A 24,004-nucleotide genomic window follows, 5' to 3' on the forward strand; every position below is an offset into this window, starting at 1 on the left:
CAACTACCCGTGTCGTCACTGATCTGTGGGCTCGGAGCCGTCAGGATCGACGACATGAAGTTGTACGCCGACACGCCCTCGCGCCGCGTTGCCCAGCTTTTCGCCGACCTGCTGACGGTGGCGTGGATCGTCGGTTGGGTCCTCCTCGGGAAGCTCGTCCACGAGCTGGTCTCGGCGCTCGCCGTGCCCGGCGAGAAGATGGACGAGGCCGGCACCGCGCTCTCCGCGAAGATGCTCGAGGCGGCCGGCCGGGTCGATGACCTGCCGCTCGTCAAGGACGGCATCGCCGCGCCGTTCGAGGGGGCCGCGAAGGCGGCCGACCAGCTCCGCGCGGCCGGGGAGGCCCAGGTCGATGCCGTCTCCACCATCGCGATCGGGCTGGCGATCGCCGTCGTGGTCGTCCCGGTGCTGATGTGGCTGCTGGTCTACGTCCCGCTGCGGTGGCGGTTCATCCGCACCGCGACCTCGACCCAGCGGTTCCTGGAGGCAGGCACCGGCGCCGACCTGGTGGCGCTGCGGGCGATGTCGACCCAGCCGCTGCACAAGCTCGTCAAGATCAGCGACGACCCGGTCAGGGCCTGGCGCGACGGCGACGCCGACGTGGTGGCGAAGCTCGCCGAGCTGGAGCTGAAGGCGGTCGGGCTCAGCGCCAAGCGGCTCAGGAAGCCCTAGCGAGCGGTGAGGCGAGCCCGGAGCTCCTCGTCGCGGGCCAGCCGGGCCGCGTCGCGGTCACGGCGGGTGGCGAGCACTGCGGCCAGGTACGCCTCCGGCGGTGTGCCCGGGGGAGGGCCGGGGGCGACGTACTCCTGCACGCTGGTCGCCAGACGCTCGGCCAGCGCGTGGCGGCGGACCGGGTCGGTGTGCGTGCCGACTTCCCCGGACAGGAACCGCCGCACCGCCAGGGACAGCCCGACCGGGATGGTGGCGACGTCGGCACGGGAGGCCCAGGCGGCGAGCGGCGGAGGCATCTGGATCGGTGCCGGCGGGCGCAGCGGGACCCGCACCCGGATCACGTACGTCCCGGCCGCGATGTCACCCAGGCGCTTGCCGCGCGGGTGGATCATCGCGGTGAGGAAGGCCGCCGCGCCGCTGGTGCCGTAGATCTCGATGACGCCGACCAGGGCGCGCACGAACGCATGGTGGAAGCTGATCGCGCCGCCGTCGTCGCGCACCGTGCGCAGGCCGAGCGCGAGCTTGCCGAGCGAGCGGCCGCGCGTGAGCGTCTCGATGATCGTCGGGAAGACCAGCAGGACCGAGGCGGTGGCGGCGATGTAGGCGGCCCAGGCGAGGGCCTCGTCGGTCGCCGGAGCGGCGGTCATGAAGACGAACAGCGTCACGACGAGCAGCGCGGTCACCACGAGCACGTCGATGAGGCCCGACAGCAGCCGCATCCCCAGGCCGGCGGCCGGAAGGTCCAGGGCTACCGCGTCTCCGGTGATCAGATCGTCCTCGGTGAGCAGTGCCCGCTCGGGACGTGCCCGCTCCTGGGGGCGCTGCTCGGGCGATTGCGGCGCGGGGGTCATGGCGGTCAGCGTACGCTGCGGGCGTGGATCTCGATGCGTATCTGGCTGCGACCGCGGCCGACCGGACCAGGCTCGAGCAGCTGCTGGGGGAGCGCCGGCTGAGCGGTGCGCAGGCCGACGAGCTGGTCGAGCTCTATCAGCGGGTGAGCACCCAGCTGTCCGTGGTCCGCAGCAACGCCCCCGACCCGACCGTCGTCCAGCACCTATCGGTGCTGCTGGCCGCGGCCCGCAACCGCACCACCGGCACCCGGACGAGCACCTGGTCGGGCTTCCTGCGGTTCTTCACCCACCGGTTCCCGGCCGCGCTCTACCGGCTGCGGTGGTGGTGGCTGGGGATGATGGCGGCCAACGTGATCCTCACCGCGGTGATGATCTGGTGGCTGCTGCGCCACCCGGAGGTCGAGCAGTCGCTGCTCGGGCCGGAGCAGATCAAGCAGCTGGTCGAGCACGACATCGAGGGCTACTACAGCGAGCACGCGGCCTCGTCGTTCGCCACCCAGGTCTGGGTCAACAACGTCTGGGTCTCGTTCATCTGCATCGCTCTGGGCGTGCTCGGGCTGCCGGTGATCTACTCGATGTTCCAGAACATCTCCAACCTGGCGATCATCGGCACCCTGATGCACCGCAACGACCGCGGCGGCCTGTTCTGGGGCCTGATCCTGCCCCACGGTCTGCTCGAGCTCACCGCCGTCTTCGTCGCCGGCGCCGTCGGCCTGCGGATCTTCTGGTCCTGGATCGACCCCGGCTCGCTGACCCGCGGTCAGTCGATGGCCCGGGAGGGCCGCACCGCCGGCGGCATCGCCCTCGGCCTCATCGTCGTGCTGCTGATCTCGGGGATCATCGAAGCCTTCGTCACCCCCTCGCCCCTGCCCACCTGGGCACGTGTCGGCATCGGCATCCTCGCCGAGCTCGCCTTCTTCGCGTACGTCTTCATCGTCGGCCGTGCCGCCGCCTCTCACGGCGAGACCGGCGACATCGACGAGCGTCTCCTCGAGGACCGCGTCGCCACCCAGGCCTAGCGTCAGAGCTGACCGGTGGCCTTGAGCTGCAGGTAGTGGTCGGCGAGAGCGGGCGGGAGGGACTCGGCGTCGGCGTCGACGATGTCGACGCCGAGGGTGCGGAGCATGGCGGCGGTGTGGTCACGGCGGCGGAGGGTCTGCTCGGCGGCAGCCGCGGCGTAGACGTTGTCGAGGGTGTCGCGGGAGGCGGCGGTGGCCTCGAGCTCGGGGTCGCGGACGGAGGCGAGGACGACGCGGTGGTGCTGGGTCAGGACCGGTAGGACGGGGAGGAGCGACTCCTCGATCGCGTGCGGGTCGAGCGGCGTCAGCAGGACCACGAGGGCGCGGTGGCGGCCGAGGCCCGCGACGGCGCCGGCGAGATTGGACCAGTCCGCCTCGGCGATGACCGGCTCGAGGTCGGCCATCGCCTCCTGCAGCCGCTGGGTGACGTCGCGCTGGCCGGCGAGGCGGACCCGGGAGCGTACGCGCAGGTCGCCGGCGATGAAGTCGATCCGGTCGCCGGCCCGGGAGGCGATGGCGGCGAGCAGGAGCCCGGCGTCCATCGCCGAGTCGAGCCGCGGCACCCCGCCGCCGGCACCCTCGACCCGGGCGGCCGAGGTGCGGGAGGTGTCGAGCACCAGCACCACCCGGCGGTCGCGTTCGGGCTGCCATGTGCGGACCACGACGGTGCGGGAGCGGGCGGTGGTGCGCCAGTCGATGGAGCGTACGTCGTCGCCGCGGACGTACTCCCGCAGCGAGTCGAACTCGGTCCCCTGTCCGCGCACCCGCACCGCGGCCCGGCCGTCGAGCTCGCGCAGCCGCTGCAGCCGGGAGGGGAGGTGCTTGCGCGACTCGAAGGCGGGCAGCACCCGCACCGAGCCCTCCACCGGGACCGTACGCTGCCGGGCGCCGAGGCCGAGCGGCCCATAGGCCCGCACCGTCACGCCCAGCGCGCGCAGGTCTCCGCGGCGGCGCGGCCGCAGCGGCGTACGCAGCCGGGTGCTGTCGCCGCGGCCGAGCCGGATCCGGTGGCGGTTCGCCGTGGCCCCGGCGGTGGGCTGCCAGGCATCCCGCGTCAGCGCCCGGACACGCCGGGCAGGGGAGCGGACCAGGAGCTCCGAGGTCGTCGACTCTCCCAGTCGGATCCCGCCCAGTCGCGCCCGGCTGATCTCGAGGGTGGCCGGCTTCGGCGCCAGGAGCACGTCGGCCAGCGTCAGCACCACGACGAGCAGAACCCAGATCGCGGCCGTGCCGGCGGCAGGCCGCAGCACCACCGGGACGATGCCGGCCAGCAGCAGCAGCGGCACCCGCCAGGTGATGGTCATCGCGGGACGGGGACGGCGCCGATGGCGGAGGAGAGGACCTGGGAGACCTGGACGCCCTCGAGCTCGGCCTCGGGACGCAGGGCCAGCCGGTGCGCCAACGTCGCGTGGGCGAGGGACTTCACGTCGTCGGGGGTCACGAAGTCACGGCCGGCGAGCCACGCCCAGGCGCGCGCGGAACGGAGCAGCGCGGTGGCGCCACGCGGGGACACCCCGGCCGACAGCGACGGGGACTCGCGGGTCGCCCGGGCGATGTCGACGATGTAGCCGGTGACCTCCGGAGACACCTGGACGGAGCCGACGTGCTGCCGGGCGGCCTCGATGTCGGCGCCGGAGGCAACCGCCGTGACCCCCGCGCCCGCGACGTCGCGCGGGTCGAAGCCGGAAGCGTGCCGGGTGAGGATCTGCACCTCGTCGGCGCGCTCGGGCACCGGCAGGACCACCTTCAGCAGGAACCGGTCCAGCTGCGCCTCGGGGAGCGGGTAGACACCCTCGTACTCGATCGGGTTCTGGGTCGCGGCCACCAGGAACGGGCGGGGCAGGTCGCGGGTGACACCGTCGACCGAGACCCGGCCCTCCTCCATCGCCTCGAGCAGTGCCGACTGCGTCTTCGGCGGGGTGCGGTTGATCTCGTCGGCGAGGAGCAGGTTGGTGAAGACCGGGCCTTCCCGGAACGTCAGCGAACCGTGGGAGGACTCGACCACCATCGAGCCGGTGATGTCGCCGGGCATCAGGTCGGGGGTGAACTGCACCCGGCGCGTCTCGACCGACAGAGCGGCGGACAGCGACCGCACCAGCAGGGTCTTTGCGGTGCCGGGTACGCCCTCCATGAGCACGTGGCCGCCACAGACCAGCGCGACCAGCAGCCCGGAGACCGCGGCGTCCTGACCGACGACCGCCTTGGCGACCTCGGCCCGGACCGCGGCGAGCCGCTCCCGTGCGCCGTCCGGCGACACGGACGGGATGGTCTCGGATTGGGTCATGGGTGTCGTACCTCTTCCTCAAGGGCCGCCAGCGCGTTGGCCAGCGTGATCAGGTCTTGGTCGTTCTCGATCGGAGCATCGGTGAGCAGCGCGGAGACCTCGAGATCGGGTCGTCCGGTGCGGTGGGCGACCGCGCGTACGACGGCCTCCGGGGTGGCGTCCCGGCCCAGCCGCAACCGCCGGGCGAGGCGGGTGCGGGCGGTCTGGCGCAACGTCGTCGCGGCGTGGGTGCGATCGCCGGAGCGGCGGTAGAGCCGGCCCAGGCTGCGTGTCGACTCACCGGCGCGCACGTGGACCGGCAACGGCTCCACGGCCAGCGGACCCAGCCGTCGGCCGCGGGCGATGGCGAAGGCGATGACCGCGAGCAGCACGAGCCACAGGGCCGGGTCGATCCATCGCGGCAGCAACGACGAGGGGGAGTGAGCCTCGTCGGGGGCGAGGTCCTCGACGGAGGGGATGTACCAGACCAGGTGGTCGCTCTCCCCCAGCAGCCGCAGCGCCACCGCGGCGTTGTCCGCGCGCAGGATCTGGTCGTTTGTCAGCACCTGCGGGGCGCCCCAGACGGTCAGTCCGTCCGCGGGCGCGAGCACCGCGCCACCCTCGTGCGGGAAGCACGAGCCGGCGTCGTACGCAAGGACCTCATCGGCATGGATGCTGAGTCCCTCCCAGCGCCGGTCGTCGCAGTCGGCCTCGACCCTCTCGGACGTCTGGGCGACCGCGTAGGGGATGCCGAGCATGGCCGACACGTAGGGCGCCGGCTCGGCCAGGATCAGGTCGCCGGCGTCGTCGGTGCGCTCACGCAACCGGGAGGCGGTGTCCGCGCCGAGCGCGTCGGTGCCGGTGACGAAAACGGTCGTGTCGCTCTCGATCCCGGTGTCGTCGAGGGCCTCGGAGGAACGCACGATGTCGACCTCGACGCCATGGTCCTCGAGCACCCGGACCAGCGCCCGGGTGCCGTCGGGATCGGGGCTCTCGGGGTCGTAGGGAGCGTAGGACTCCCCGCCCTTCGGCGCTGCGAGGTACGCCAGGACGACCGCGATCACGAAGGCCAGCGCCACGGCCAGAATCGGCCGGTTCCGCAGGAACCGGCCCCGCAGACGTTCGGCCCACCCGGCCGACGGTTCCGTGGTCTGCGTGCTCATCGGGCCACCGCCAGCTCCTGTTCGAGGGCGAGCACACCCTCGGCCTGCTCACGCGTGGCGGGATGATGACCGTAGAGCACCTCGTTGAACAGCTCCGCAGCCTTCCCCGCGCGGCCCTCGAGCGACATCTCCCGCTCCAGGCTCGCCGCCACCTCGGCGGCGGTGAGTCCCGGGTCCTCGGCGAGCCGGCCGCGCTCGACCTGACGCCTGGCGAGTGCCCGGAACCCGTCGATCACCGCGGCGCCATGATCACCCGAGGCGTACGCAGCCTCCGCCCGGGCCCGGAGCGCAGCAGCGGAGAGCGACTCGTCGGTGAGGACGTCGCCGTTGCGGTCGCGGGCGACCCGCGGACTGCGTCGGGCACGCGAGACCAGCAGGCCGAGACCGACGAGGATCGCCGCGAAGACGACCATCGCGGCGACGGTCTGCGCCCAGGGCACGTCGCCGGCCGAGGGAAGGCCGTCGGACAGGGTGCGCTCGATCCAACGCATGATCCGCTCGACGAGGTCGAACTCGTGGTACTCGGGCCCGGCCAGCTCCCGCCGGAGCCAGGAGCGACCCTCCTCCGGCGTCGGCGCCAGGGGAGGGGTCTGTTGGAGGAAAACCATCAGCTCAGCAGCCCGGCCTGTTCCATCAGCTCGACCTCGTAGGACTCCTTGCGGATGCGCTGGTCGAGATACTGCAGGTTGGTCACCGCGCCGGTGAACGGGGTCACGATCGCAGCGGCCACCACGGTCGCGAGGGCGGTGCCGGCGATGGTCGCGAGGAAGTAGAGGTCCGGGGCGGCGACCGAGACGATGCTGGAGACCAGGCTGATCGGGAAGCTGACGATCTGGGAGGCGAACCCGGCGATGAGCGCGGTGAGCAGCCAGATCCCGAAGAGCCGCCAGAACTGTCGCGAGGAGAGCTGCCAGGCCCGCCCGAAGGCACCGAAGACGCCGGTGTGCTCCAGCATCAGCGCCGGCACTGCGAGCAGGTAGAGCCGCACCATCAGGAACAGCGAGGCGACGATCAGGAGCAGGATCATCAGGAGGCCGACCAGGACGGCCGGGACAGGACTGTCGACGACGATGGCGAGCGCCACGACCGGCGCCGCCGCGACCGCCATGACGAGGACGTAGGCCAGGGTCACGAGCAGCGCCAGCCCGATCAGCCGCCAGCGGTTGCCGTGCGTGGCCGCCCAGGCCTGGCCGAGGGTGAGCTTCTTGCCGATCGCGGCCGCGTGGGCGACGTGGGAGATCATCCCCGACACCAGGATCGTGCCGAAGGCCTGCAGCACCGTGCCCACGAGCAGCGAGCCGATCGCGGCCACGATCCCGATGATCTCGGAGCTGCCGGGCACGTAGGCGGGGTCCTCCAGCGAGCGGCCGAAGAACTCGAGGCTGTCACCGGAGAACGTGATCGCCGCGGTGACCACCAGCGGGATGGCCTGCGCGATCGCTGCCACGAGGACCGAGGCGCCGACCGTGGCGCCGGGGTTGAAGCGTACGAGCCGGAAGGCGCCGTCGAGCATGTCGCCGAGGCCCAGCGGCCGCAGCGGGATCGCCCCCGGTTTGTGGGCCGGCGGCAGCGGCTGGGTCCAGGCCGGTTGCGGCTGGGGGAAGGCCGACGTGTTCGTCGCGCCCTGTTGAGGTTGCTCACCCGGTGGGGGCGGCCACACTCCTGACATGCTGATGCTCCTCGTCGCGACGGCCGGCGAACTCGCTCGGTTGGGGGCATCCTCTCAGAGCGACCCAGCCGACACCGTTGATTTGGAGCCGCCTGCGTACGCGTGACAAGATTCTCTGGTTGCTCCAGTGAATGTGCGCTGGGGTGTGCACACCTTGACTACTGAATCGCGTCACCTGAGCAGGCTGATCAGCCTGTCCGGATGTGGTCTGTGGTCGTCGTGTGCCCATCCCGAAGGCGTGGTTCCAGTGAAGCTGATGGTGAAAGTCCCGTCGAGAAGTCGGCGTTCGCTTGTGAAAAATAAGCGACACGCCCGACCGCGGGGGTCGGAGCCAGAGGTGAGCAACCGGGCCGACTCAGCCGGAGGAAGCCTGTAGCACGCGGCACGCTGACCAAGAAGGACGAGAGAGACAGATGGCGGGACAGAAGATCCGCATCAGGCTCAAGGCCTATGACCACGAGGTGATCGACACCTCGGCGCGAAAGATCGTGGACACGGTCACCCGTACGGGTGCCAAGGTCGCCGGCCCGGTGCCGCTGCCGACCGAGAAGAACGTGTACTGCGTCATCCGCTCGCCCCACAAGTACAAGGACTCGCGCGAGCACTTCGAGATGCGCACCCACAAGCGCCTCATCGACATCATCGACCCGACCCCGAAGACTGTTGACTCCCTCATGCGGCTCGACCTGCCTGCTGGTGTCGACATCGAGATCAAGCTCTGAGGTTGACGACATGACGATCGAACGCAACGTGAAGGGTCTCCTGGGCACCAAGCTCGGCATGACCCAGCTCTGGGACGAGAACAACGTCGTCGTCCCCGTGACCGTGATCGCGGCGAACACCAACGTCGTGACCCAGGTCCGCACTCCCGAGGTCGACGGCTACAACGCCGTGCAGATCGGCTACGGCGAGATCGACGGCCGCAAGGTGAACAAGCCGGGCGCCGGCCAGTTCGAGAAGGCCGGCACCACGCCGCGCCGCCACCTGGCCGAGATCCGCACCGCCGACGCCGCGTCGTACTCCGCCGGCCAGGAGCTCTCCGTCGACACCTTCGCCGTGGGCGAGGAGATCGACGTGACGGGCACCTCGAAGGGTAAGGGTTTCGCGGGCACCATGAAGCGCCACGGCTTTGCCGGCGTCAGCGCTTCGCACGGTGCTCACCGCAACCACCGCAAGCCGGGATCGATCGGCGCGTGCGCCACCCCGGGTCGCGTGTTCAAGGGCGTCCGCATGGCCGGCCACATGGGTACTGACACCGTCACCACCCAGAACCTGACCGTGCACGCCGTCGACACCGAGAAGGGCCTCATCCTGGTCAAGGGCGCCATTCCTGGCCCCAAGGGTGGCCTCGTGGTCCTCCGCTCGGCTGCTAAGAAGCTGGAGGCCTGATCATGGCTATCAAGACCGTCAAGGTCGACTTCCCGGCTGAGATCTTCGATGTTGAGCTCAACATCCCGCTGATCCACCAGGTCGTCGTCGCGCAGCAGGCCGCTGCGCGCCAGGGCACGCACGCCACCAAGACCCGCGGCGAGGTCCGCGGTGGTGGCCGCAAGCCCTACAAGCAGAAGGGCACCGGTCGCGCCCGCCAGGGTTCGACCCGCGCGCCGCAGTTCGCCGGTGGTGGCACCGTCCACGGCCCGCAGCCGCGTGACTACAGCCAGCGCACCCCCAAGAAGATGAAGGCCGCCGCCCTCCGCGGTGCCCTCTCCGACCGGGCTCGCGCCGGCCAGATCCACGTGGCCGAGTTCGCCTTCGAGGCGCCCTCGACCAAGACCGCGCTGACCGCCCTCAAGGCGATCTCCGACGCGAAGCGCTTCCTCGTGGTGCTGGACCGTTCCGAGTCCGCCGCCGCGCTGAGCCTGCGCAACGCGCCCGAGGTGCACCTGCTCTGGGCCGACCAGCTCAACACCTACGACGTCCTCGTCTCCGACGACGTGGTCTTCTCCAAGCCGGCCTACGAGATCTTCGTCTCGGGCAAGCCGGTCGTCGCTGCCAAGGAGACCGTCACCATCGGTGAGGTCGAGAAGGACGCGGCCAAGAAGCCCGCCGCCGAGCCCGCCAAGGATGCCGACCTTCCCGAGGGCGCTGTCGCGCCGCTCGAGGACGGTTCCGCTCCCGAGGGCTTCGACATCAAGGGCAACGTCAAGGGCAAGGACAAGAAGTTCCACGCTCCGGGCGGCCGTTGGTACGAGTCCACCAAGGCGGAGTTCTACTTCAAGTCCGCCGAGGACGCCATCGCCGCAGGCTTCGTCGAGGCCGGCAAGAAGAAGGCTGAGGAGGCTGACAAGTGAGCACGCTGCACTACGACCCCCGCGACATCCTGATCGCGCCGGTGGTCTCCGAGAAGAGCTACGGCCTCCTCGACCAGAACAAGTACACCTTCATCGTTCGCCCCGACGCGAACAAGACCGAGATCAAGATCGCGGTCGAGAAGGTGTTCGACGTCAAGGTGACCTCGGTCAACACGATCAACCGCAAGGGCAAGGCCCGCCGTACGCGTTACGGCCTGGGCAAGCGCCCCGACACCAAGCGCGCGATCGTCTCCCTGGCTGAGGGCGACCGCATCGACATCTTCGGCGCGTGAGAAGGACTGACTGAACATGGCTATTCGTAAGTACAAGCCGACCACCCCGGGCCGTCGTGGCTCGTCGGTGGCCGACTTCGCCGAGATCACTCGGACCACGCCCGAGAAGTCGCTGACCAAGCCCCTCCCCAAGAAGGGCGGCCGCAACAACCAGGGTCGCGTGACCACGCGTCACCAGGGTGGCGGTCACAAGCGTGCGTACCGGATCATCGACTTCCGTCGCTACGACAAGGACGGCGTGCCGGCCAAGGTCGCTCACATCGAGTACGACCCGAACCGCACCGCCCGTATCGCCCTGCTGCACTACTTCGACGGCGAGAAGCGCTACATCCTCGCGCCCGTCGGCGTGAGCCAGGGCACCGTCGTGGAGTCCGGCCCGACCGCTGACATCAAGCCCGGCAACAACCTGCCGCTGCGCAACATCCCGGTTGGTACCACCATCCACAATGTTGAGCTGCGTCCGGGTGGCGGCGCGAAGATCGCCCGCTCCGCCGGCATGAGCGCCCAGCTGGTCGCTCGCGAGGGCTCCAAGGCCACGCTGCGTATGCCTTCGGGTGAGATGCGCTTCGTCGACGTGCGCTGCCGCGCCACCGTCGGCGAGGTCGGCAACGCCGAGCAGTCCAACATCAACTGGGGTAAGGCCGGCCGCATGCGGTGGAAGGGCGTTCGCCCGACCGTCCGTGGTGTCGTCATGAACCCGGTCGACCACCCGCACGGTGGTGGTGAGGGTAAGACCTCTGGTGGCCGTCACCCGGTCAGCCCCTGGGGTAAGCCCGAGGGCCGTACGCGCAAGCGCAAGGCCTCTGACTCGCAGATCATCCGCCGCCGTAAGAGCGGGAAGGGTAGGAAGTAAGCAATGCCTCGCAGCCTGAAGAAGGGCCCCTTCATCGACGATCACCTTCAGAAGAAGGTCGACGCCGAGAACGAGAAGGGCACCCACAACGTCATCAAGACCTGGTCGCGCCGGTCGATGATCGTGCCCGAGATGATCGGTCACACCATCGCCGTGCACGACGGTCGCAAGCACGTCCCGGTCTTCGTGTCCGACTCCATGGTCGGTCACAAGCTGGGCGAGTTCGCCCCGACCCGCACTTTCAAGGGTCACATCAAGGACGACCGGAAGGGACGCCGTCGATGAGCACCACCGAGCGTGTGCGCGTAAGCGCCCGCCGCGACTCCCTGCTCGGCGACCAGCCGGGCGCCTTCGCGAGTGCCCGCTTCGTGCGGATCACCCCGCTGAAGGCGCGCCGGGTCGTCGACCTGGTCCGCGGCCTGCCTGTCGACGAGGCCCTGTCCCTGCTGCAGTTCGCGCCGCAGGCAGCCTCCGAGACTGTCTACAAGGTTCTCGAGAGCGCCATCGCCAACGCGGTGTCGACCGAGGGTCTGGACCGTGACGACCTCGTCGTCTCGGTCGCCATGGTCGACGAAGGTCCGACCATGAAGCGCTGGCGTCCCCGCGCCCAGGGCCGTGCGACCCGCATCAACAAGCGGACCTCGCACATCACCCTGGTCGTGCAGCCGGCCGACGTCGTCGAGAAGGGCGGTAAGAAGTAATGGGTCAGAAGATCAACCCGAACGGCTTCCGCCTGGGCATCTCGACCGACCACAAGTCGCGTTGGTACGCCGACAAGCAGTACAAGGAGTACGTCGGCGAGGACGTCAAGATCCGCAAGCTCCTGTCGAAGGGCATGGAGCGGGCCGGCATCGCCAAGGTCGAGATCGAGCGCACCCGTGACCGCGTCCGTGTGGACATCCACACCGCGCGTCCGGGCATCGTGATCGGCCGCCGCGGCGCCGAGGCCGACCGCCTCCGCACCGAGCTGGAGAAGCTCACCGGCAAGCAGGTCCAGCTGAACATCCTCGAGGTCAAGAACCCCGAGGTCGACGCTCAGCTGGTCGCCCAGGGTGTCGCCGAGCAGCTCAGCGGTCGCGTGCAGTTCCGCCGCGCGATGCGCAAGGCCATGCAGACCACCATGCGCTCCGGTGCCAAGGGCATCCGGATCCAGTGCTCGGGTCGTCTGAACGGCGCCGAGATGTCGCGTACGGAGTTCTACCGCGAGGGCCGCGTCCCGCTGCACACGCTGCGTGCCGACATCGACTACGGCTTCTACGAGGCCCGCACGACCTTCGGCCGCATCGGCGTGAAGGTCTGGATCTACAAGGGCGAGGTCTCCGGATCGCGCGCCGAGCGTCAGGCCGCCCAGGCCGCCCGTGCGGGCGTCCCGGGTCGCGGTGGCAACGACCGTCGCGGTGGCCGCGGCGACCGTCCGTCGCGTGGCTCCCGTGGGGACCGCCCGAACCGCGCTGACCGCGCGGCGAAGACTGAGGCGCCGGCTGCCGCTGAGGCTCCCGCCGCCGAGACCACGTCCCAGGAGGGCTGACCCATGCTGATGCCCCGTCGCGTCAAGCACCGCAAGCAGCACCACCCCAAGCGCACCGGCGTGGCCAAGGGTGGCACCAAGCTGGCCTTCGGTGACTACGGCATCCAGGCGATCGAGGGTCACTACGTGACCAACCGCCAGATCGAGGCAGCGCGTATCGCGATGACTCGTCACATCAAGCGAGGCGGCAAGGTGTGGATCAACATCTACCCCGACGTCCCGCTGACCAAGAAGCCTGCCGAGACCCGCATGGGTTCCGGTAAGGGTTCGCCCGAGTGGTGGGTGGCCAACGTCAAGCCGGGCCGCGTCATGTTCGAGCTCTCCGGAGTCGACGAGAACACGGCCCGCGAGGCGATGCGCCGCGCGATCCACAAGCTGCCCATGAAGTGCCGTTTCATCACGCGAGAGGCTGGTGAGTTCTGATGGCTAACTCCCTGCAGGCGTTCGAGCTGGACGAGCTCACCGACGTCGACCTCGAGGCGAAGCTGCGCGAGGCGAAGGAGGAGCTGTTCAACCTCCGGTTCCAGGCGGCCACCGGCCAGCTGGAGAGCCACGGTCGGCTCCGCACCGTCAAGAAGGACATCGCCCGGATCTACACCGTGGTGCGCGAGCGCGAGCTCGGCATTCGCGTGGCCCCGGGCACCGAGACCACCGAGGAGGCCTGAGATGGCTGACACCACTGAGACCACCGAGCGCAACACGCGCAAGGTGCGCGAGGGCCTCGTCGTCAGCGACAAGATGGACAAGACCATCGTCGTCGAGGTCGAGGACCGCGTGAAGCACCCGCTCTACGGCAAGGTCATGCGCCGTAGCAGCAAGCTCAAGGCTCACGACGAGCAGAACACCGCCGGCATCGGCGACCGCGTCCTGGTCATGGAGACCCGGCCGCTGTCCGCGACCAAGCGGTGGCGCCTCGTCGAGGTCGTCGAGCGCGCCAAGTGATCCTCGTCTCTTAGGAGACGGATCCGGCTGGCGACAAACGTCGCCAAATTGACCAAAGGGTGCAGGTCCAGCGACCATTGTTCGCTGGGCCTGTGCCCATCAAATCCCATTACGTTCGGCAAGGCTCGACCGCCCTGGATGCGGTTGAGAACCAGCTCGACAAGGAGAAGTAATGATCCAGCAGGAGTCGCGACTCAAGGTCGCCGACAACACTGGTGCGAAGGAGATCCTTTGCATTCGTGTGCTCGGTGGTTCCGGTCGTCGCTACGCCGGCATCGGCGACACCATCGTCGCCACCGTCAAGGACGCTATCCCCGGTGGCAACGTGAAGAAGGGTGACGTCGTCAAGGCCGTCATCGTGCGCACCGTCAAGGAGCGCCGCCGCGCTGACGGCTCGTACATCCGCTTCGACGAGAACGCCGCCGTCATTCTCAAGAACGACGGCGAGCCGCGAGGCACCCGCATCTTCGGCCCGGTCGGCCGTGAGCTGCGCGACAAGAAGTTCATGAAGATCATCTCGCTCGCGCCGGAGGTGCTGTGATGGGTCGCTCGCACATCAAGAAGGGCGACACCGTCAAGGTGATCGCCGGTAAGGACAAGGGCGGCTCCGGCAAGGTGATCGCTGTCCTCACCAACGAGGACCGTGTGATCGTCGAGGGCATCAACCTCATCAAGAAGCACACCAAGGTCCAGGACCAGGGCGGTCGCGCCGGCACCACCGGCGGCATCGTGACCACCGAGGCCCCGATCCACGTTTCCAACGTCCAGCTGCTCGAGGGTGGCGAGCCGGTTCGCGTCGGCTTCCGCCGTGAGACGGTCCAGAAGCGTCGCCCCGACGGGTCGACGTACGCCGCTGAGCGCAGCGTTCGCATCTCGCGCAAGACCGGTAAGGACATCTGATCATGACCGACACCGCTGTGGCCCCGCGCCTCAAGACGAAGTACCGCGAGGAGATCGCCCCCGCACTCCAGCAGGAGTTCGGCATCTCCAACGTCATGCAGATCCCCGGTCTGACCAAGATCGTCGTCAACATGGGTGTCGGCGAGGCTGCTCGCGACTCCAAGCTGATCGAGGGCGCTGTCAACGACCTGACCGCGATCACCGGCCAGAAGCCGCTGATCAACAAGGCGAAGAAGTCGATCGCGCAGTTCAAGCTGCGTGAGGGCATGCCGATCGGTGCGCACGTCACGCTGCGCGGCGACCGCATGTGGGAGTTCCTCGACCGCCTGCTCTCGCTCGCGCTGCCCCGCATCAGGGACTTCCGCGGCCTCAACGGCAAGCAGTTCGACGGCAACGGCAACTACACCTTCGGTCTCACCGAGCAGGTCATGTTCCACGAGATCAACCAGGACAAGATCGACCGCTCGCGGGGCATGGACATCACCCTCGTGACGACTGCCACCAACGACGACCAGGGTCGCGCGCTGCTCAAGGCGCTCGGCTTCCCGTTCAAGGAGAACTGAGATGGCGAAGACCGCTCTCAAGGTGAAGGCCGCGCGCAAGCCGAAGTACGCGGTTCGCGCCTACACCCGCTGCCAGCGCTGCGGCCGCCCGAAGGCTGTGTTCCGCAAGTTCGGCCTGTGCCGTATCTGCCTGCGTGAGATGGCCCACCGGGGCGAGCTGCCCGGCGTCACCAAGTCCTCCTGGTGAGCGATCACCGTTCCAACCACTGACGTTGAAGGTCCTCATGACTCCGTGTCGTGAGGAAACCACTACGAGAAAGGGCCGTTCGGCCAATGACGATGACTGACCCGATCGCAGACATGCTCACTCGTCTGCGTAACGCCAACCAGGCGTACCACGATGCGGTTTCGATGCCGTACAGCAAGCTGAAGCAGGGCGTCGCTGAGATCCTCCAGCAGGAGGGTTACATCACCAAGTACGAGGTGCTGGAGCCCACCGAGGGCCAGGTCGGCAAGACCCTGTCGATCACCCTCAAGTACGGCCGCAACCGTGAGCGCTCGATCGCCGGCGTCCGCCGCATCAGCAAGCCCGGTCTGCGTGTCTACGCGAAGCACACCGGTCTCCCCAAGGTGCTCGGCGGCCTCGGTGTCGCGATCATCTCGACGAGCCAGGGTCTGCTGACCGACCGCCAGGCGAACAAGAAGGGCGTAGGTGGGGAAGTCCTCGCCTACGTCTGGTAATCAGGGAAGGGAGAGAGAAGAACATGTCGCGTATTGGCAAGCTCCCCGTCCCGGTTCCGGCCGGCGTGGACGTCACCATCGACGGCCAGGTCGTGAACGTCAAGGGCCCCAAGGGCACCCTGTCGCACACCGTGGTCGACCCGATCACCGTCGAGAAGGGTGACGGCGTCCTCGACGTCAAGCGCCCCGACGACAGCCGGGACAGCAAGGCCCTTCACGGCCTGTCCCGCACGCTGATCAACAACATGGTCCTGGGTGTCACCGAGGGCTACGAGAAGAAGCTCGAGATCGTCGGCGTGGGTTACCGCGTCCTGTCGAAGGGCCCGACCAAGCTGGAGTTCCAGCTGGGCTACTCGCACTCGATCATCTTCGACGCGCCGGAGGGCATCACCTTCACCACCGACGGCCCGACCAAGCTCGGCGTCGTGGGCATCGACAAGCAGCTCGTCGGTGAGGTTGCGGCCAACATCCGCAAGCTGCGCAAGCCGGAGCCGTACAAGGGCAAGGGCGTTCGTTACGCCGGCGAGAACATCCGCCGCAAGGTCGGAAAGGCTGGTAAGTGATGGCCATCTCGCTGTCGAACAACAAGCACACCGCTTCTCGTGTCCGCTCGCGCCTGCGTCGTCAGGCTCGTGGTCGCAAGAAGATCGAGGGTACGCCGGAGCGTCCGCGCCTCGTCGTGACCCGGTCGGCCAAGCACATCACCGCCCAGGTCGTCGACGACCTGGCCGGCAAGACGCTTGCCTCGGCCTCGACCATCGAGGGCGACCTGCGGTCGGCCTCGGGCGACAAGACCGCCAAGGCCAAGCAGGTCGGCGAGCTGGTCGCGTCGCGTGCCAAGGCCGCTGGGGTGGAGACCGTGGTCTTCGACCGTGCCGGCAACAAGTACCACGGCCGTGTCGCCGCGCTCGCCGATGGCGCGCGCGAGGCCGGTCTGACCTTCTGATCGCAACGATCGAACGAGAGAAGAGGAAAGTCTGATGAGCGGAGCCCAGCGCGGACAGCGTGGTGGCGAGCGCCGAGGTCGCGACGACCGTCGCAACCAGAGCGCCGACAAGACCGCCTACATCGAGAAGGTCGTCGCGATCAACCGAGTTGCCAAGGTCGTGAAGGGTGGTCGTCGCTTCAGCTTCACCGCCCTCGTGATCGTCGGTGACGGTGAGGGTCTGGTCGGCGTCGGCTACGGTAAGGCGAAGGAAGTTCCCGCGGCGATCGCCAAGGGTGTCGAGGAAGCGAAGAAGCACTTCTTCCGCGTTCCCCGCATCCAGGGCACGATCCCGCACCCGGTGCAGGGTGAGAAGGCCGCTGGTGTGGTCCTTCTCCGTCCGGCCGCCCCTGGTACCGGTGTCATCGCCGGTGGCCCGGTGCGCGCCGTCCTGGAGTGCGCCGGCATCCACGACGTGCTGAGCAAGTCGCTCGGTTCGTCCAACCAGATCAACATCGTCCACGCGACGGTGGAGGCCCTCAAGATGCTCGAGCAGCCTGAGGCCGTCGCCGCCCGCCGTGGTCTCCCGGTCGAGGACGTTGCCCCGGAGGCGCTGCTGAAGGCGCAGGCCGAGGTCGCGGAGTCGCCCAAGGTGGAGGTGTCGGCCTGATGGCGCAGTTGAAGGTCCAGCAGAAGAAGGGCCTCGTTGGTCTCAAGCAGAACCAGCGGGACACCCTGCGTACGCTCGGTCTCAAGCGGATCGGCGACGTGGTCGTCAAGGAGGACCGCCCGGAGATCCGCGGCATGGTCCAGACCGTCCGTCACCTGGTGACGGTCGAGGAGGTCGACTGATATGGCACTCAAGGTGCACAACCTGGCGCCGGCTCCCGGTGCCAAGAAGGCCAAGACCCGCGTGGGTCGTGGTGAGGCGTCCAAGGGTAAGACGGCCGGCCGTGGTACCAAGGGCACGAAGGCCCGTTACCAGGTCCCCGCCTACTTCGAGGGTGGCCAGACCCCGATGCACATGCGGCTCCCCAAGCTGAAGGGCTTCAAGAACCCCTTCAAGGTGGAGTTCCAGGTCGTCAACCTCGACAAGCTCAACGAGCTGTTCCCCGAGGGTGGCGTCGTCACCCCCGAGACCCTGATCGAGAAGGGTGCCGTCCGCAAGGGCCACCCGGTCAAGGTCCTGGGCCAGGGTGACCTGACCGTCAAGGTCGAGATCAGCGCCAACGCCTTCTCCGGCTCTGCCAAGGAGAAGATCGAGGCTGCTGGCGGAACTGTCACGGTTCTCTGACAGTTCTACTAACGTAGAGCCTGTCACGTGGGAGCGCGGCCGGGTCGCCCCTTCGGGGTCCCGCCCGCGCTCCCGCTGTTTCAGCCCTACGTGCAAGAACTTCCGTGGGGGCTGTTAGGCTGCCACGGGTTTTCGCATCGGCGCAGGCCCTGCGACCCCTGATTGTCGAAAGAGGAACCATTCGTGCTTGGCGCGTTCGCATCAGCGTTCCGTACTCCGGACCTGCGCAAGAAGCTGCTCTTCGTTCTCCTGATCGTCGTGATCTTCCGAGCGGGATCCCAGATCCCTGCTCCTGGCGTTCACGTCGCGAACGTCCAGCAGTGTCTTGACGCCGCCCAGACCGGTGACAGCGCCGGCCTCTACAACCTGGTCAATCTCTTCTCCGGCGGCGCTCTGCTGCAGCTGACCATCTTCGCGCTCGGCATCATGCCGTACATCACCGCGAGCATCATTCTGCAGCTGCTCGTCGTGGTGATCCCCCGCCTGGAGCGCCTCAAGAAGGAGGGCCAGTCCGGGCAGACGAAGATCACCCAGTACACCCGTTACCTGACCCTCGGCCTCGCGGTCCTGCAGGCGACCGGCATCGTCGCGCTGGCGCGCTCCGGCGACCTGCTCCAGGGCTGCACCCAGCCGTTGCTGCACGACGACGGCACCGCCACCTTCCTGGTCATGGTCGTCACCATGACCGCCGGCACCGCGGTCATCATGTGGCTCGGTGAGCTCATCACCGAGCGCGGTATCGGCAACGGTATGTCGATCCTGATCTTCACCCAGGTCGTCGCGACCTTCCCGGCCACCATGTGGGCGGTCAAGAACGACAAGGGCTGGTGGACCTTCGCCATCGTGATCGTCATCGGTCTGGCGATCATGGCCGCGGTCATCTTCATCGAGCAGGCCCAGCGCCGGATCCCGGTCCAGTACGCCCGCCGGATGGTCGGTCGCAAGATGTTCGGCGGCTCGTCGACCTACATCCCGCTCAAGGTGAACCAGGCCGGTGTCATCCCGGTCATCTTCGCCTCGTCGCTGCTCTACCTGCCGGCGATGGCGGCGCAGTTCAACCAGAACGCGCAGAACCCGCCGGCGTGGGTCGACTGGATCAACACCTACTTCGTCCGTGGCGACCACCCGGTCTACATGGCGACGTACTTCGCGCTGATCATCTTCTTCACCTACTTCTACGTGTCGATCACCTTCAACCCGCCGGAGGTCGCCGACAACATGAAGAAATACGGTGGCTTCATTCCAGGAATTCGGGCCGGGAAGCCGACCGAGGACTACCTGTCCTACGTTTTGTCCCGTATCACACTGCCGGGCTCGCTCTACCTCGGTCTGGTTGCGCTCATCCCGCTGATCGCGCTGGCGCTCATCAACGCGAACCAGAACTTCCCGTTCGGTGGCACCTCGATCCTCATCATGGTCGGCGTCGCCCTCGACACGGTGAAGCAGATCGAGAGCCAGCTCCAGCAGCGCAACTATGAAGGGTTCCTCCGATGAGACTGATCATCATGGGCCCGCCGGGAGCCGGTAAAGGCACCCAGGCGAAGTTCATTGCCGAGCACTTCGGGATCCCGGCGATCTCGACCGGCGACATCTTCCGTGCCAACGTCTCCCAGGGCACGCCCCTGGGCATCGAGGCCGCGTCCTACATGGACAAGGGAGAGTACGTACCGGACTCGGTGACGAACCTGATGGTCCGTAACCGCATCGACGAGCCCGACGCCGCCAAGGGATTCCTCCTCGACGGCTACCCGCGCACCCTCGCGCAGGTCGAGGAGCTCGACGGGATGATCAAGTTCACCGGCCACGCGCTCGACGCGGTGGTCGTGCTGACCGTCGACAAGGACGAGATCGTGCAGCGGCTGCTGCAGCGTGCCGAGCTCGAGGGTCGCGCCGACGACACCGAGGACGTCATCCGCCGTCGCCAGGAGGTCTACCTCGAGGAGACCGCGCCGCTGATCGAGGTCTACAAGGGTCGCGGCCTGGTCCACGAGATCGACGGCATGGGTGAGGTCGACGACGTCACGAAGCGGATCTTCGACGAGCTCGACATCATCCCGGAATCCTGAGCCGGGAATCCTGAGAAGGACAACTTTGTACGCAACGGGGGAGCAGTGGGCTTCTTGAGCAAGGTCCAGATCAAGACCCCTGAGCAGATCGAGAAGATGCGTAGGGCCGGCCTCGTGGTCGGCGAGACGCTCGAGGTGCTCCGGGCCGCAGCGCGGCCCGGAGTCACCCTTCTCGAGCTCGACGCCATCGCCGAGGACTCGATCCGGTCCCGAGGTGGCGTCCCGTCGTTCAAGGGCTACCACGGCTTCCCGGGCTCGATCTGCGCCTCGGTCGACGAGGTCGTGGTCCACGGCATCCCCGGTTCCCGGGTGCTCGAGGACGGCGACATCATCTCGATCGACTGCGGTGCGATCGTCGACGGCTGGCACGGGGACGCCGCCATCACGGTGGCCATGGGCTCGGTGCCCGACGAGGTCTCCGAGCTGATGCGCGTCACCGAGGAGTCGATGTGGCGCGGCATCGCCGCGGCCCGCCTCGGCGGACGGGTCACCGACATCTCACACGCCATCGAGACCTACGTCGACTCCCAGGGCGACTACGGCATCCTCGAGGAGTTCAGCGGCCACGGCATCGGCACCGAGATGCACATGGAGCCGTCGGTGTTCAACTACGGCAAGCCGGGCAAGGGCCCCAAGCTGCAGCGCGGGATCGCGCTGGCCGTCGAGCCGATGCTCACCCTCGGTGGTCCCGAGGTGACGACCCTGGAGGACGACTGGACCGTCGTGACCGACGACGGCTCCTGGGCGGCCCACTTCGAGCACACCTTCGCCCTCACCTCCGACGGCGCCTGGGTGCTCACCGCGCTCGACGGCGGCGAGGAGATGCTCGGCAAGCTCGGCGTGCCGTGGGGCGGTCACTGAGCCGCCCAGGTTCCGGAACCGGGATGAGCGAGATCGTTCGCTTCGCGACGGTGGCCGAGGTCGATGCCGACCTCGGGCTGCTGACCGCCGCCGAGCGGGCTCGCCACGAGCGGCTGGTGGCCGCCGCCGACAAGCAGGCGTACGCCGCCGCCCACGTCCTGGTCCGCGAGTGCGCCGCGGAGCTGCTGGGCACGAGGCGTGCGGAGGTCGTGATCGAGCAGCGCTGTGAGCGGTGCGGCAGCGTCGAGCACGGAGCGCCGTCGGTGGCCGGCGCCGAAGCGGTCCGGGTGAGCCTCAGCCATGCCCGCGGCCGGGTCGCCGCGGTGGCCGCGACGCGGCGGTGCGGCATCGACGTCGAGAGGATCTCGCGCGGACCCGACCGAGCGCTCTCGCCGCGCGAGACGGCCTGGGTGGCGGGGCAGGAGGACGCTGCGTACGCGTTCACGCGGTTGTGGGTGCGCAAGGAGGCACTGGTGAAGGCCGGGCACGGCAGCATGGCCGCTGCACAGCGTCTCGACGTGCTCGCCGAGGACGGTCCGGCCGACCGGATTGGGGACGTCCGGATCACCCAGTGGGAGGGCGCCGGATTCCTCGGCGCCGTCGCGATCTGTGCCGACATGTGGACCGAAAACTGATAGGAAACTGAACGAATCCCGCCTATCCACAGCTTTGACTAGCGGATATGCGACATCACCTATCAGTTGACAGAGAAAGGGACCTCAGGATCTCGCGTCTCGCCCCGACTGTGAGTAACTTGGTCAGCCCGCGGGGACAGGGAGAGCCCCGTACTCGGGAGGAAGAACCGGATGAGTACGCAGTTGCGACCCCCAACGGCGGCGCGACCCAATCCATCAGCACGGACGCGGAGCGCGATCATCGACCGCCTCAGTCCTGAGGACATCGAGATGTTCTGGGACCAGATCGCCACCTCGCTTCCGCTCGTCGAGGAGACCGGCGCGGGCGCCGCGGACGACGAGGTGATCGTCACGTTCTGCTGGCGTGACGACGAGGCCGAGGAGGTGCTCCTCTTCGCCAACCGGCTCACCGACGAGCGTCACCTCGCCGAGACGATGCTCGAGCGGAAGGCCGGCACCGACCTGTGGCACGCCTCGTTCCTGATGAAGGGCGACTGGCGGGCCTCCTACTCCTTCCTCTGCAAGCACCCCGGCGAGCTGGCTCCCTGGGAGAGCGAGGGGCAGGTCGAGCTGCGTGCCGTCCTGCACCGTGGCTACCTCGACCCGCTCAACCCCGACTGGTGCCACAACCGGCAGGGCATCAAGCAGTCGGTCGTCTCGCTGCCCGACGCCCCGCTGCAGCCGTGGCTGTTCCGCCGTGACGACGTCGTCCCCGGCACCGTCACGCTGGAGGCGGGCCCCGACGGCCGAGACGTCTGGCTCTACGACCCCGCCGGCGCCGGGCTCAACGTCGACCTGCCGCTCGTGGTCGCGCTCGACGGTGAGATCTGGACCGACCACCACTCGCTGCCGACCACGCTCGACAACCTGATCGCCGACGGCCACCTCCGCCACGTACGCTGCGTCCTGCCCGCCTCCGGCGGCCGTGACAAGCGGTGGGAGGAGCTCGCGGGCGGCGAGGGTGCCGACTACATCGTCAACCAGCTGCTGCCGTGGGTGCGTGAGCGTCGTGCGGTCTCCGAGGAGACCTACGTCGTGGGCCAGAGCCTCGGTGGCGTCACCGCCCTGCGGGCCGGTCTGACCTATCCCGAGCACATCCACGGTGTCGCTAGCCAGTCGGCCTCGCTGTGGCTCGACGACCTGGCCGACGCGGTCACGCCCGAGGCCAAGACCCGTGTGCACCTGGCGCACGGCACCCAGGAGTGGGTCCTCGACGAGCTCCACCACGACCTCGTCGACCGCCTCCGTACGGCCGGGATCGACGTCGTCTCCGCCGAGCACAACGGCGGCCACGACTACGCCTGGTGGCGCTCGGCGGTCGCCGACGGCCTGCGCGCCCTGCTGCCACCGGAATAACCGACGCCCGGGACGGGGTTGAGACCTCACGTGAAGCTGAGCGTTCTCGACCTCGTCCCTGTCCGCAAGGACCAGTCCTCCGCTGATGCCCTGGCTGCGACGCTGTCGCTGGCGAAGGTGGCCGACGAGCTGGGCTTCGAGCGCTACTGGCTCGCCGAGCACCACAACATGCCGGCGGTCGGGTCGACCAACCCGCCGGTGCTGATCTCGCTGGTGGCCGGTGCGACCGAACGTATCCGGGTGGGGTCCGGGGGAGTGATGCTGCCCAACCACGCACCGCTGGTGGTGGCCGAGCAGTTCGCGCTGCTGGAGGCGGCCTTCCCCGGGCGCATCGACCTCGGCATCGGCCGCGCCCCGGGGACCGACCCGGTGACGTCGTGGGCGCTGCGCCACGGCGCCGGGGGAGTGACCGACGACGCGGTCAACCGGTTCCCGGAATACCTCGACAACATCGTCTCGATGATGGCGCCCGAGGGTGTCGGGCTGATGGCGGGCGGCCGCCAGCACGTGCTGCACGCGACCCCCTCGGCCGCGTCGGTCGCCGAGCTCTGGCTGCTCGGCTCCTCCGACTACTCCGCGCGCCTGGCGGCCCAGAAGGGCCTGCCCTACGTCTTCGCCCACCACTTCGCGGGCAACGGCACCGACACCAAGGCGATGATCGAGCTCTACCGCTCGACCTTCCAGCCCTCCGAGCTGCTCAGCGAGCCGAAGACGTTCCTGACGGTCAACGCGAGCGTCGCCGAGACTGCCGAGGAGGCCGACCGCCGGGCGCTGCCGCAGCTGCTGACCATGCTGAAGCTGCGTACGGGTCAGCCGCTGACCGCACAGCCCAGCATCGACGAGGCCGAGAAGACCGAGATCCCCGAGGCCCACCAGGGGCTCGTGGAGACGATGCGTGGACGCTGGGTCATCGGCTCCGCCGCGTACGCGAAGGCACGGCTCGCGGGGATGGCCGAGGAGTACGGCGTGGACGAGGTCATGGTGAACCCGGTCGGATCTGCGTACGAGGGGACGGACCCGCGCACGGCGCCGGCTCGCGAGGAGACCCTGCGCCTGCTGGCGAGCTGATTTCGGGGAGTGCGTAGGATCGGCTCACCTTGTCGTGAGGTCGCGGCGCGCCTGAGCCGGTCGGGACGAGGGACCTAGGACACTGTCTGGTTCCGGGCGCGTATCGCTACG

At 68.5% G+C, this 24,004-nt stretch carries 35 protein-coding genes; 29 read left to right on the forward strand and 6 right to left on the reverse strand.

The genetic code is table 11. The features are described from left to right. The first annotated feature begins 54 nt into the window (after nt 1-54). Nucleotides 55-672 carry a hypothetical protein gene (locus tag HD557_RS03365; RefSeq protein ID WP_196872813.1) on the forward strand — a complete coding sequence of 206 codons (618 nt, stop codon included), beginning with the start codon at nt 55-57 and terminating at the stop codon, nt 670-672. Here the strand turns inward: HD557_RS03365 and HD557_RS03370 are convergent. Further along, on the reverse strand, nt 669-1,523 hold the full coding sequence (locus HD557_RS03370) for an RDD family protein (protein WP_196872814.1): 855 nt from the start codon (nt 1,521-1,523) through the stop codon (nt 669-671). The two genes, HD557_RS03365 and HD557_RS03370, sit on opposite strands and share 4 nt — an antisense overlap. Before the next feature lie 23 nt (nt 1,524-1,546). On the opposite strand from HD557_RS03370, the gene HD557_RS03375 reads away from it, so the two are divergent. Next, complete coding sequence (locus HD557_RS03375; RefSeq protein WP_008360982.1) at nt 1,547-2,542, forward strand: stage II sporulation protein M; 996 nt, start codon at nt 1,547-1,549, stop codon at nt 2,540-2,542. A 2-nt stretch (nt 2,543-2,544) separates the two neighbouring features. Here the strand turns inward: HD557_RS03375 and HD557_RS03380 are convergent, their stop codons facing one another. From HD557_RS03380 to HD557_RS03400, 5 genes are read right to left on the reverse strand one after another with little or no spacing between them, the layout of a single operon-like run. Beyond that, the gene (locus HD557_RS03380; protein ID WP_196872815.1) at nt 2,545-3,846 is read right to left on the reverse strand and encodes a DUF58 domain-containing protein; all 1,302 of its coding nucleotides are present in this window, start codon (nt 3,844-3,846) and stop codon (nt 2,545-2,547) included. Next, entirely contained in the window at nt 3,843-4,826 is a 984-nt protein-coding gene (locus tag HD557_RS03385) for an AAA family ATPase (protein WP_196872816.1), read from the reverse strand. Before HD557_RS03385 ends, HD557_RS03380 begins: the two co-directional genes overlap by 4 nt. Continuing rightward, nucleotides 4,823-5,968 (reverse strand): DUF4350 domain-containing protein, encoded by a 1,146-nt coding sequence (locus HD557_RS03390; RefSeq protein WP_196872817.1) that lies wholly within the window; start codon nt 5,966-5,968, stop codon nt 4,823-4,825. The genes HD557_RS03385 and HD557_RS03390 overlap by 4 nt, the downstream gene beginning before the upstream one ends. Further along, the gene (locus HD557_RS03395) at nt 5,965-6,576 is read right to left on the reverse strand and encodes a DUF4129 domain-containing protein (RefSeq protein ID WP_196872818.1); all 612 of its coding nucleotides are present in this window, start codon (nt 6,574-6,576) and stop codon (nt 5,965-5,967) included. Before HD557_RS03395 ends, HD557_RS03390 begins: the two co-directional genes overlap by 4 nt. Next, nucleotides 6,576-7,637, reverse strand: coding sequence for a hypothetical protein (locus HD557_RS03400; RefSeq protein ID WP_196872819.1), 1,062 nt, complete (start codon nt 7,635-7,637; stop codon nt 6,576-6,578). The genes HD557_RS03395 and HD557_RS03400 overlap by 1 nt, the downstream gene beginning before the upstream one ends. A gap of 413 nt (nt 7,638-8,050) precedes the next feature. Here HD557_RS03400 and rpsJ point away from each other — a divergent pair, with 413 nt between their 5' ends. The 27 genes from rpsJ to HD557_RS03535 all read left to right on the forward strand — a co-directional run bounded on the left by rpsJ (nt 8,051) and on the right by HD557_RS03535 (nt 23,893). Continuing rightward, entirely contained in the window at nt 8,051-8,359 is a 309-nt protein-coding gene (rpsJ, locus tag HD557_RS03405) for a 30S ribosomal protein S10 (protein ID WP_008360994.1), read from the forward strand. Between the two features lie 10 nt (nt 8,360-8,369). Beyond that, the gene (gene rplC, locus HD557_RS03410; RefSeq protein WP_008360995.1) at nt 8,370-9,026 is read left to right on the forward strand and encodes a 50S ribosomal protein L3; all 657 of its coding nucleotides are present in this window, start codon (nt 8,370-8,372) and stop codon (nt 9,024-9,026) included. 2 nt (nt 9,027-9,028) lie between these two features. Continuing rightward, nucleotides 9,029-9,928 carry a 50S ribosomal protein L4, sunset domain variant gene (gene rplD / locus HD557_RS03415; RefSeq protein ID WP_008360997.1) on the forward strand — a complete coding sequence of 300 codons (900 nt, stop codon included), beginning with the start codon at nt 9,029-9,031 and terminating at the stop codon, nt 9,926-9,928. Next, nucleotides 9,925-10,221, forward strand: a complete 297-nt coding sequence (rplW, locus tag HD557_RS03420; RefSeq protein ID WP_008360999.1) for a 50S ribosomal protein L23 — start codon at nt 9,925-9,927, stop codon at nt 10,219-10,221. The genes rplD and rplW overlap by 4 nt, the downstream gene beginning before the upstream one ends. A 16-nt stretch (nt 10,222-10,237) precedes the next feature. Beyond that, nucleotides 10,238-11,074 (forward strand): 50S ribosomal protein L2, encoded by an 837-nt coding sequence (rplB, locus tag HD557_RS03425; RefSeq protein WP_008361002.1) that lies wholly within the window; start codon nt 10,238-10,240, stop codon nt 11,072-11,074. 3 nt (nt 11,075-11,077) lie between these two features. Then, on the forward strand, nt 11,078-11,359 hold the full coding sequence (rpsS, locus tag HD557_RS03430) for a 30S ribosomal protein S19 (RefSeq protein ID WP_008361004.1): 282 nt from the start codon (nt 11,078-11,080) through the stop codon (nt 11,357-11,359). Continuing rightward, nucleotides 11,356-11,775, forward strand: a complete 420-nt coding sequence (rplV, locus tag HD557_RS03435; protein WP_008361005.1) for a 50S ribosomal protein L22 — start codon at nt 11,356-11,358, stop codon at nt 11,773-11,775. The genes rpsS and rplV overlap by 4 nt, the downstream gene beginning before the upstream one ends. Next, nucleotides 11,775-12,602, forward strand: coding sequence for a 30S ribosomal protein S3 (gene rpsC, locus HD557_RS03440; protein ID WP_008361007.1), 828 nt, complete (start codon nt 11,775-11,777; stop codon nt 12,600-12,602). Before rplV ends, rpsC begins: the two co-directional genes overlap by 1 nt. Before the next feature lie 3 nt (nt 12,603-12,605). Further along, nucleotides 12,606-13,025 (forward strand): 50S ribosomal protein L16, encoded by a 420-nt coding sequence (gene rplP, locus HD557_RS03445; protein ID WP_008361009.1) that lies wholly within the window; start codon nt 12,606-12,608, stop codon nt 13,023-13,025. Then, a complete protein-coding gene (gene rpmC / locus HD557_RS03450; RefSeq protein WP_008361011.1) occupies nt 13,025-13,267 on the forward strand; it encodes a 50S ribosomal protein L29 in 243 nt (80 codons plus the stop codon). Before rplP ends, rpmC begins: the two co-directional genes overlap by 1 nt. A gap of 1 nt (nt 13,268) precedes the next feature. Then, nucleotides 13,269-13,544 carry a 30S ribosomal protein S17 gene (gene rpsQ / locus HD557_RS03455; RefSeq protein WP_008361013.1) on the forward strand — a complete coding sequence of 92 codons (276 nt, stop codon included), beginning with the start codon at nt 13,269-13,271 and terminating at the stop codon, nt 13,542-13,544. A gap of 172 nt (nt 13,545-13,716) precedes the next feature. Beyond that, complete coding sequence (gene rplN / locus HD557_RS03460; protein WP_008361015.1) at nt 13,717-14,085, forward strand: 50S ribosomal protein L14; 369 nt, start codon at nt 13,717-13,719, stop codon at nt 14,083-14,085. Then, the gene (gene rplX / locus HD557_RS03465; protein WP_008361017.1) at nt 14,085-14,444 is read left to right on the forward strand and encodes a 50S ribosomal protein L24; all 360 of its coding nucleotides are present in this window, start codon (nt 14,085-14,087) and stop codon (nt 14,442-14,444) included. The genes rplN and rplX overlap by 1 nt, the downstream gene beginning before the upstream one ends. Nucleotides 14,445-14,446: 2 nt before the next feature. Continuing rightward, nucleotides 14,447-15,007: a 50S ribosomal protein L5 gene (gene rplE / locus HD557_RS03470; protein ID WP_008361018.1), complete on the forward strand. Its 561-nt coding sequence runs from the start codon at nt 14,447-14,449 to the stop codon at nt 15,005-15,007. A 1-nt stretch (nt 15,008) separates the two neighbouring features. Further along, a complete protein-coding gene (locus HD557_RS03475) occupies nt 15,009-15,194 on the forward strand; it encodes a type Z 30S ribosomal protein S14 (protein WP_008361020.1) in 186 nt (61 codons plus the stop codon). Between the two features lie 86 nt (nt 15,195-15,280). Beyond that, the gene (rpsH, locus tag HD557_RS03480) at nt 15,281-15,688 is read left to right on the forward strand and encodes a 30S ribosomal protein S8 (RefSeq protein WP_040755997.1); all 408 of its coding nucleotides are present in this window, start codon (nt 15,281-15,283) and stop codon (nt 15,686-15,688) included. Nucleotides 15,689-15,711: 23 nt separating this feature from the next. Beyond that, nucleotides 15,712-16,251 (forward strand): 50S ribosomal protein L6, encoded by a 540-nt coding sequence (gene rplF / locus HD557_RS03485; protein WP_008361023.1) that lies wholly within the window; start codon nt 15,712-15,714, stop codon nt 16,249-16,251. Then, nucleotides 16,251-16,634 (forward strand): 50S ribosomal protein L18, encoded by a 384-nt coding sequence (rplR, locus tag HD557_RS03490; RefSeq protein WP_008361025.1) that lies wholly within the window; start codon nt 16,251-16,253, stop codon nt 16,632-16,634. Before rplF ends, rplR begins: the two co-directional genes overlap by 1 nt. A gap of 34 nt (nt 16,635-16,668) precedes the next feature. Further along, the gene (gene rpsE / locus HD557_RS03495) at nt 16,669-17,283 is read left to right on the forward strand and encodes a 30S ribosomal protein S5 (protein ID WP_008361027.1); all 615 of its coding nucleotides are present in this window, start codon (nt 16,669-16,671) and stop codon (nt 17,281-17,283) included. Continuing rightward, nucleotides 17,283-17,465: a 50S ribosomal protein L30 gene (gene rpmD / locus HD557_RS03500; protein ID WP_008361029.1), complete on the forward strand. Its 183-nt coding sequence runs from the start codon at nt 17,283-17,285 to the stop codon at nt 17,463-17,465. Before rpsE ends, rpmD begins: the two co-directional genes overlap by 1 nt. A gap of 1 nt (nt 17,466) precedes the next feature. Further along, complete coding sequence (gene rplO / locus HD557_RS03505; protein WP_008361030.1) at nt 17,467-17,907, forward strand: 50S ribosomal protein L15; 441 nt, start codon at nt 17,467-17,469, stop codon at nt 17,905-17,907. Nucleotides 17,908-18,090: 183 nt separating this feature from the next. Beyond that, entirely contained in the window at nt 18,091-19,401 is a 1,311-nt protein-coding gene (gene secY, locus HD557_RS03510) for a preprotein translocase subunit SecY (protein WP_008361031.1), read from the forward strand. Further along, entirely contained in the window at nt 19,398-19,973 is a 576-nt protein-coding gene (locus tag HD557_RS03515; protein WP_008361032.1) for an adenylate kinase, read from the forward strand. Before secY ends, HD557_RS03515 begins: the two co-directional genes overlap by 4 nt. A gap of 45 nt (nt 19,974-20,018) precedes the next feature. Then, on the forward strand, nt 20,019-20,834 hold the full coding sequence (map, locus tag HD557_RS03520; protein WP_008361033.1) for a type I methionyl aminopeptidase: 816 nt from the start codon (nt 20,019-20,021) through the stop codon (nt 20,832-20,834). 23 nt (nt 20,835-20,857) lie between these two features. After that, the gene (locus tag HD557_RS03525; protein ID WP_196872820.1) at nt 20,858-21,469 is read left to right on the forward strand and encodes a 4'-phosphopantetheinyl transferase family protein; all 612 of its coding nucleotides are present in this window, start codon (nt 20,858-20,860) and stop codon (nt 21,467-21,469) included. A gap of 270 nt (nt 21,470-21,739) precedes the next feature. Then, nucleotides 21,740-22,825: an enterochelin esterase domain-containing protein gene (locus HD557_RS03530; RefSeq protein WP_196872821.1), complete on the forward strand. Its 1,086-nt coding sequence runs from the start codon at nt 21,740-21,742 to the stop codon at nt 22,823-22,825. 30 nt (nt 22,826-22,855) lie between these two features. Beyond that, nucleotides 22,856-23,893, forward strand: coding sequence for an LLM class flavin-dependent oxidoreductase (locus HD557_RS03535; protein WP_008361036.1), 1,038 nt, complete (start codon nt 22,856-22,858; stop codon nt 23,891-23,893). The last annotated feature ends 111 nt before the right edge of the window (nt 23,894-24,004 follow it).

Source organism: Nocardioides luteus (genome assembly GCF_015752315.1).
Lineage (GTDB): Bacteria > Actinomycetota > Actinomycetes > Propionibacteriales > Nocardioidaceae > Nocardioides.

Coding starts and splice junctions, on each gene's coding strand:
- HD557_RS03365 (WP_196872813.1), top strand. CDS start 55: ATGAAGTTGTACGCCGACACGCCCTCGCGCCGCGTTGCCCAGCTTTTC.
- HD557_RS03370 (WP_196872814.1), bottom strand. CDS start 1,523: ATGACCCCCGCGCCGCAATCGCCCGAGCAGCGCCCCCAGGAGCGGGCA.
- HD557_RS03380 (WP_196872815.1), bottom strand. CDS start 3,846: ATGACCATCACCTGGCGGGTGCCGCTGCTGCTGCTGGCCGGCATCGTC.
- HD557_RS03385 (WP_196872816.1), bottom strand. CDS start 4,826: ATGACCCAATCCGAGACCATCCCGTCCGTGTCGCCGGACGGCGCACGG.
- HD557_RS03390 (WP_196872817.1), bottom strand. CDS start 5,968: ATGAGCACGCAGACCACGGAACCGTCGGCCGGGTGGGCCGAACGTCTG.
- HD557_RS03395 (WP_196872818.1), bottom strand. CDS start 6,576: ATGGTTTTCCTCCAACAGACCCCTCCCCTGGCGCCGACGCCGGAGGAG.
- HD557_RS03400 (WP_196872819.1), bottom strand. CDS start 7,637: ATGTCAGGAGTGTGGCCGCCCCCACCGGGTGAGCAACCTCAACAGGGC.
- rpsJ (WP_008360994.1), top strand. CDS start 8,051: ATGGCGGGACAGAAGATCCGCATCAGGCTCAAGGCCTATGACCACGAG.
- rplC (WP_008360995.1), top strand. CDS start 8,370: ATGACGATCGAACGCAACGTGAAGGGTCTCCTGGGCACCAAGCTCGGC.
- rplD (WP_008360997.1), top strand. CDS start 9,029: ATGGCTATCAAGACCGTCAAGGTCGACTTCCCGGCTGAGATCTTCGAT.
- rplB (WP_008361002.1), top strand. CDS start 10,238: ATGGCTATTCGTAAGTACAAGCCGACCACCCCGGGCCGTCGTGGCTCG.
- rpsS (WP_008361004.1), top strand. CDS start 11,078: ATGCCTCGCAGCCTGAAGAAGGGCCCCTTCATCGACGATCACCTTCAG.
- rplV (WP_008361005.1), top strand. CDS start 11,356: ATGAGCACCACCGAGCGTGTGCGCGTAAGCGCCCGCCGCGACTCCCTG.
- rpsC (WP_008361007.1), top strand. CDS start 11,775: ATGGGTCAGAAGATCAACCCGAACGGCTTCCGCCTGGGCATCTCGACC.
- rplP (WP_008361009.1), top strand. CDS start 12,606: ATGCTGATGCCCCGTCGCGTCAAGCACCGCAAGCAGCACCACCCCAAG.
- rpmC (WP_008361011.1), top strand. CDS start 13,025: ATGGCTAACTCCCTGCAGGCGTTCGAGCTGGACGAGCTCACCGACGTC.
- rpsQ (WP_008361013.1), top strand. CDS start 13,269: ATGGCTGACACCACTGAGACCACCGAGCGCAACACGCGCAAGGTGCGC.
- rplN (WP_008361015.1), top strand. CDS start 13,717: ATGATCCAGCAGGAGTCGCGACTCAAGGTCGCCGACAACACTGGTGCG.
- rplX (WP_008361017.1), top strand. CDS start 14,085: ATGGGTCGCTCGCACATCAAGAAGGGCGACACCGTCAAGGTGATCGCC.
- rplE (WP_008361018.1), top strand. CDS start 14,447: ATGACCGACACCGCTGTGGCCCCGCGCCTCAAGACGAAGTACCGCGAG.
- HD557_RS03475 (WP_008361020.1), top strand. CDS start 15,009: ATGGCGAAGACCGCTCTCAAGGTGAAGGCCGCGCGCAAGCCGAAGTAC.
- rpsH (WP_040755997.1), top strand. CDS start 15,281: ATGACGATGACTGACCCGATCGCAGACATGCTCACTCGTCTGCGTAAC.
- rplF (WP_008361023.1), top strand. CDS start 15,712: ATGTCGCGTATTGGCAAGCTCCCCGTCCCGGTTCCGGCCGGCGTGGAC.
- rplR (WP_008361025.1), top strand. CDS start 16,251: ATGGCCATCTCGCTGTCGAACAACAAGCACACCGCTTCTCGTGTCCGC.
- rpsE (WP_008361027.1), top strand. CDS start 16,669: ATGAGCGGAGCCCAGCGCGGACAGCGTGGTGGCGAGCGCCGAGGTCGC.
- rpmD (WP_008361029.1), top strand. CDS start 17,283: ATGGCGCAGTTGAAGGTCCAGCAGAAGAAGGGCCTCGTTGGTCTCAAG.
- rplO (WP_008361030.1), top strand. CDS start 17,467: ATGGCACTCAAGGTGCACAACCTGGCGCCGGCTCCCGGTGCCAAGAAG.
- HD557_RS03515 (WP_008361032.1), top strand. CDS start 19,398: ATGAGACTGATCATCATGGGCCCGCCGGGAGCCGGTAAAGGCACCCAG.
- HD557_RS03525 (WP_196872820.1), top strand. CDS start 20,858: ATGAGCGAGATCGTTCGCTTCGCGACGGTGGCCGAGGTCGATGCCGAC.
- HD557_RS03530 (WP_196872821.1), top strand. CDS start 21,740: ATGTTCTGGGACCAGATCGCCACCTCGCTTCCGCTCGTCGAGGAGACC.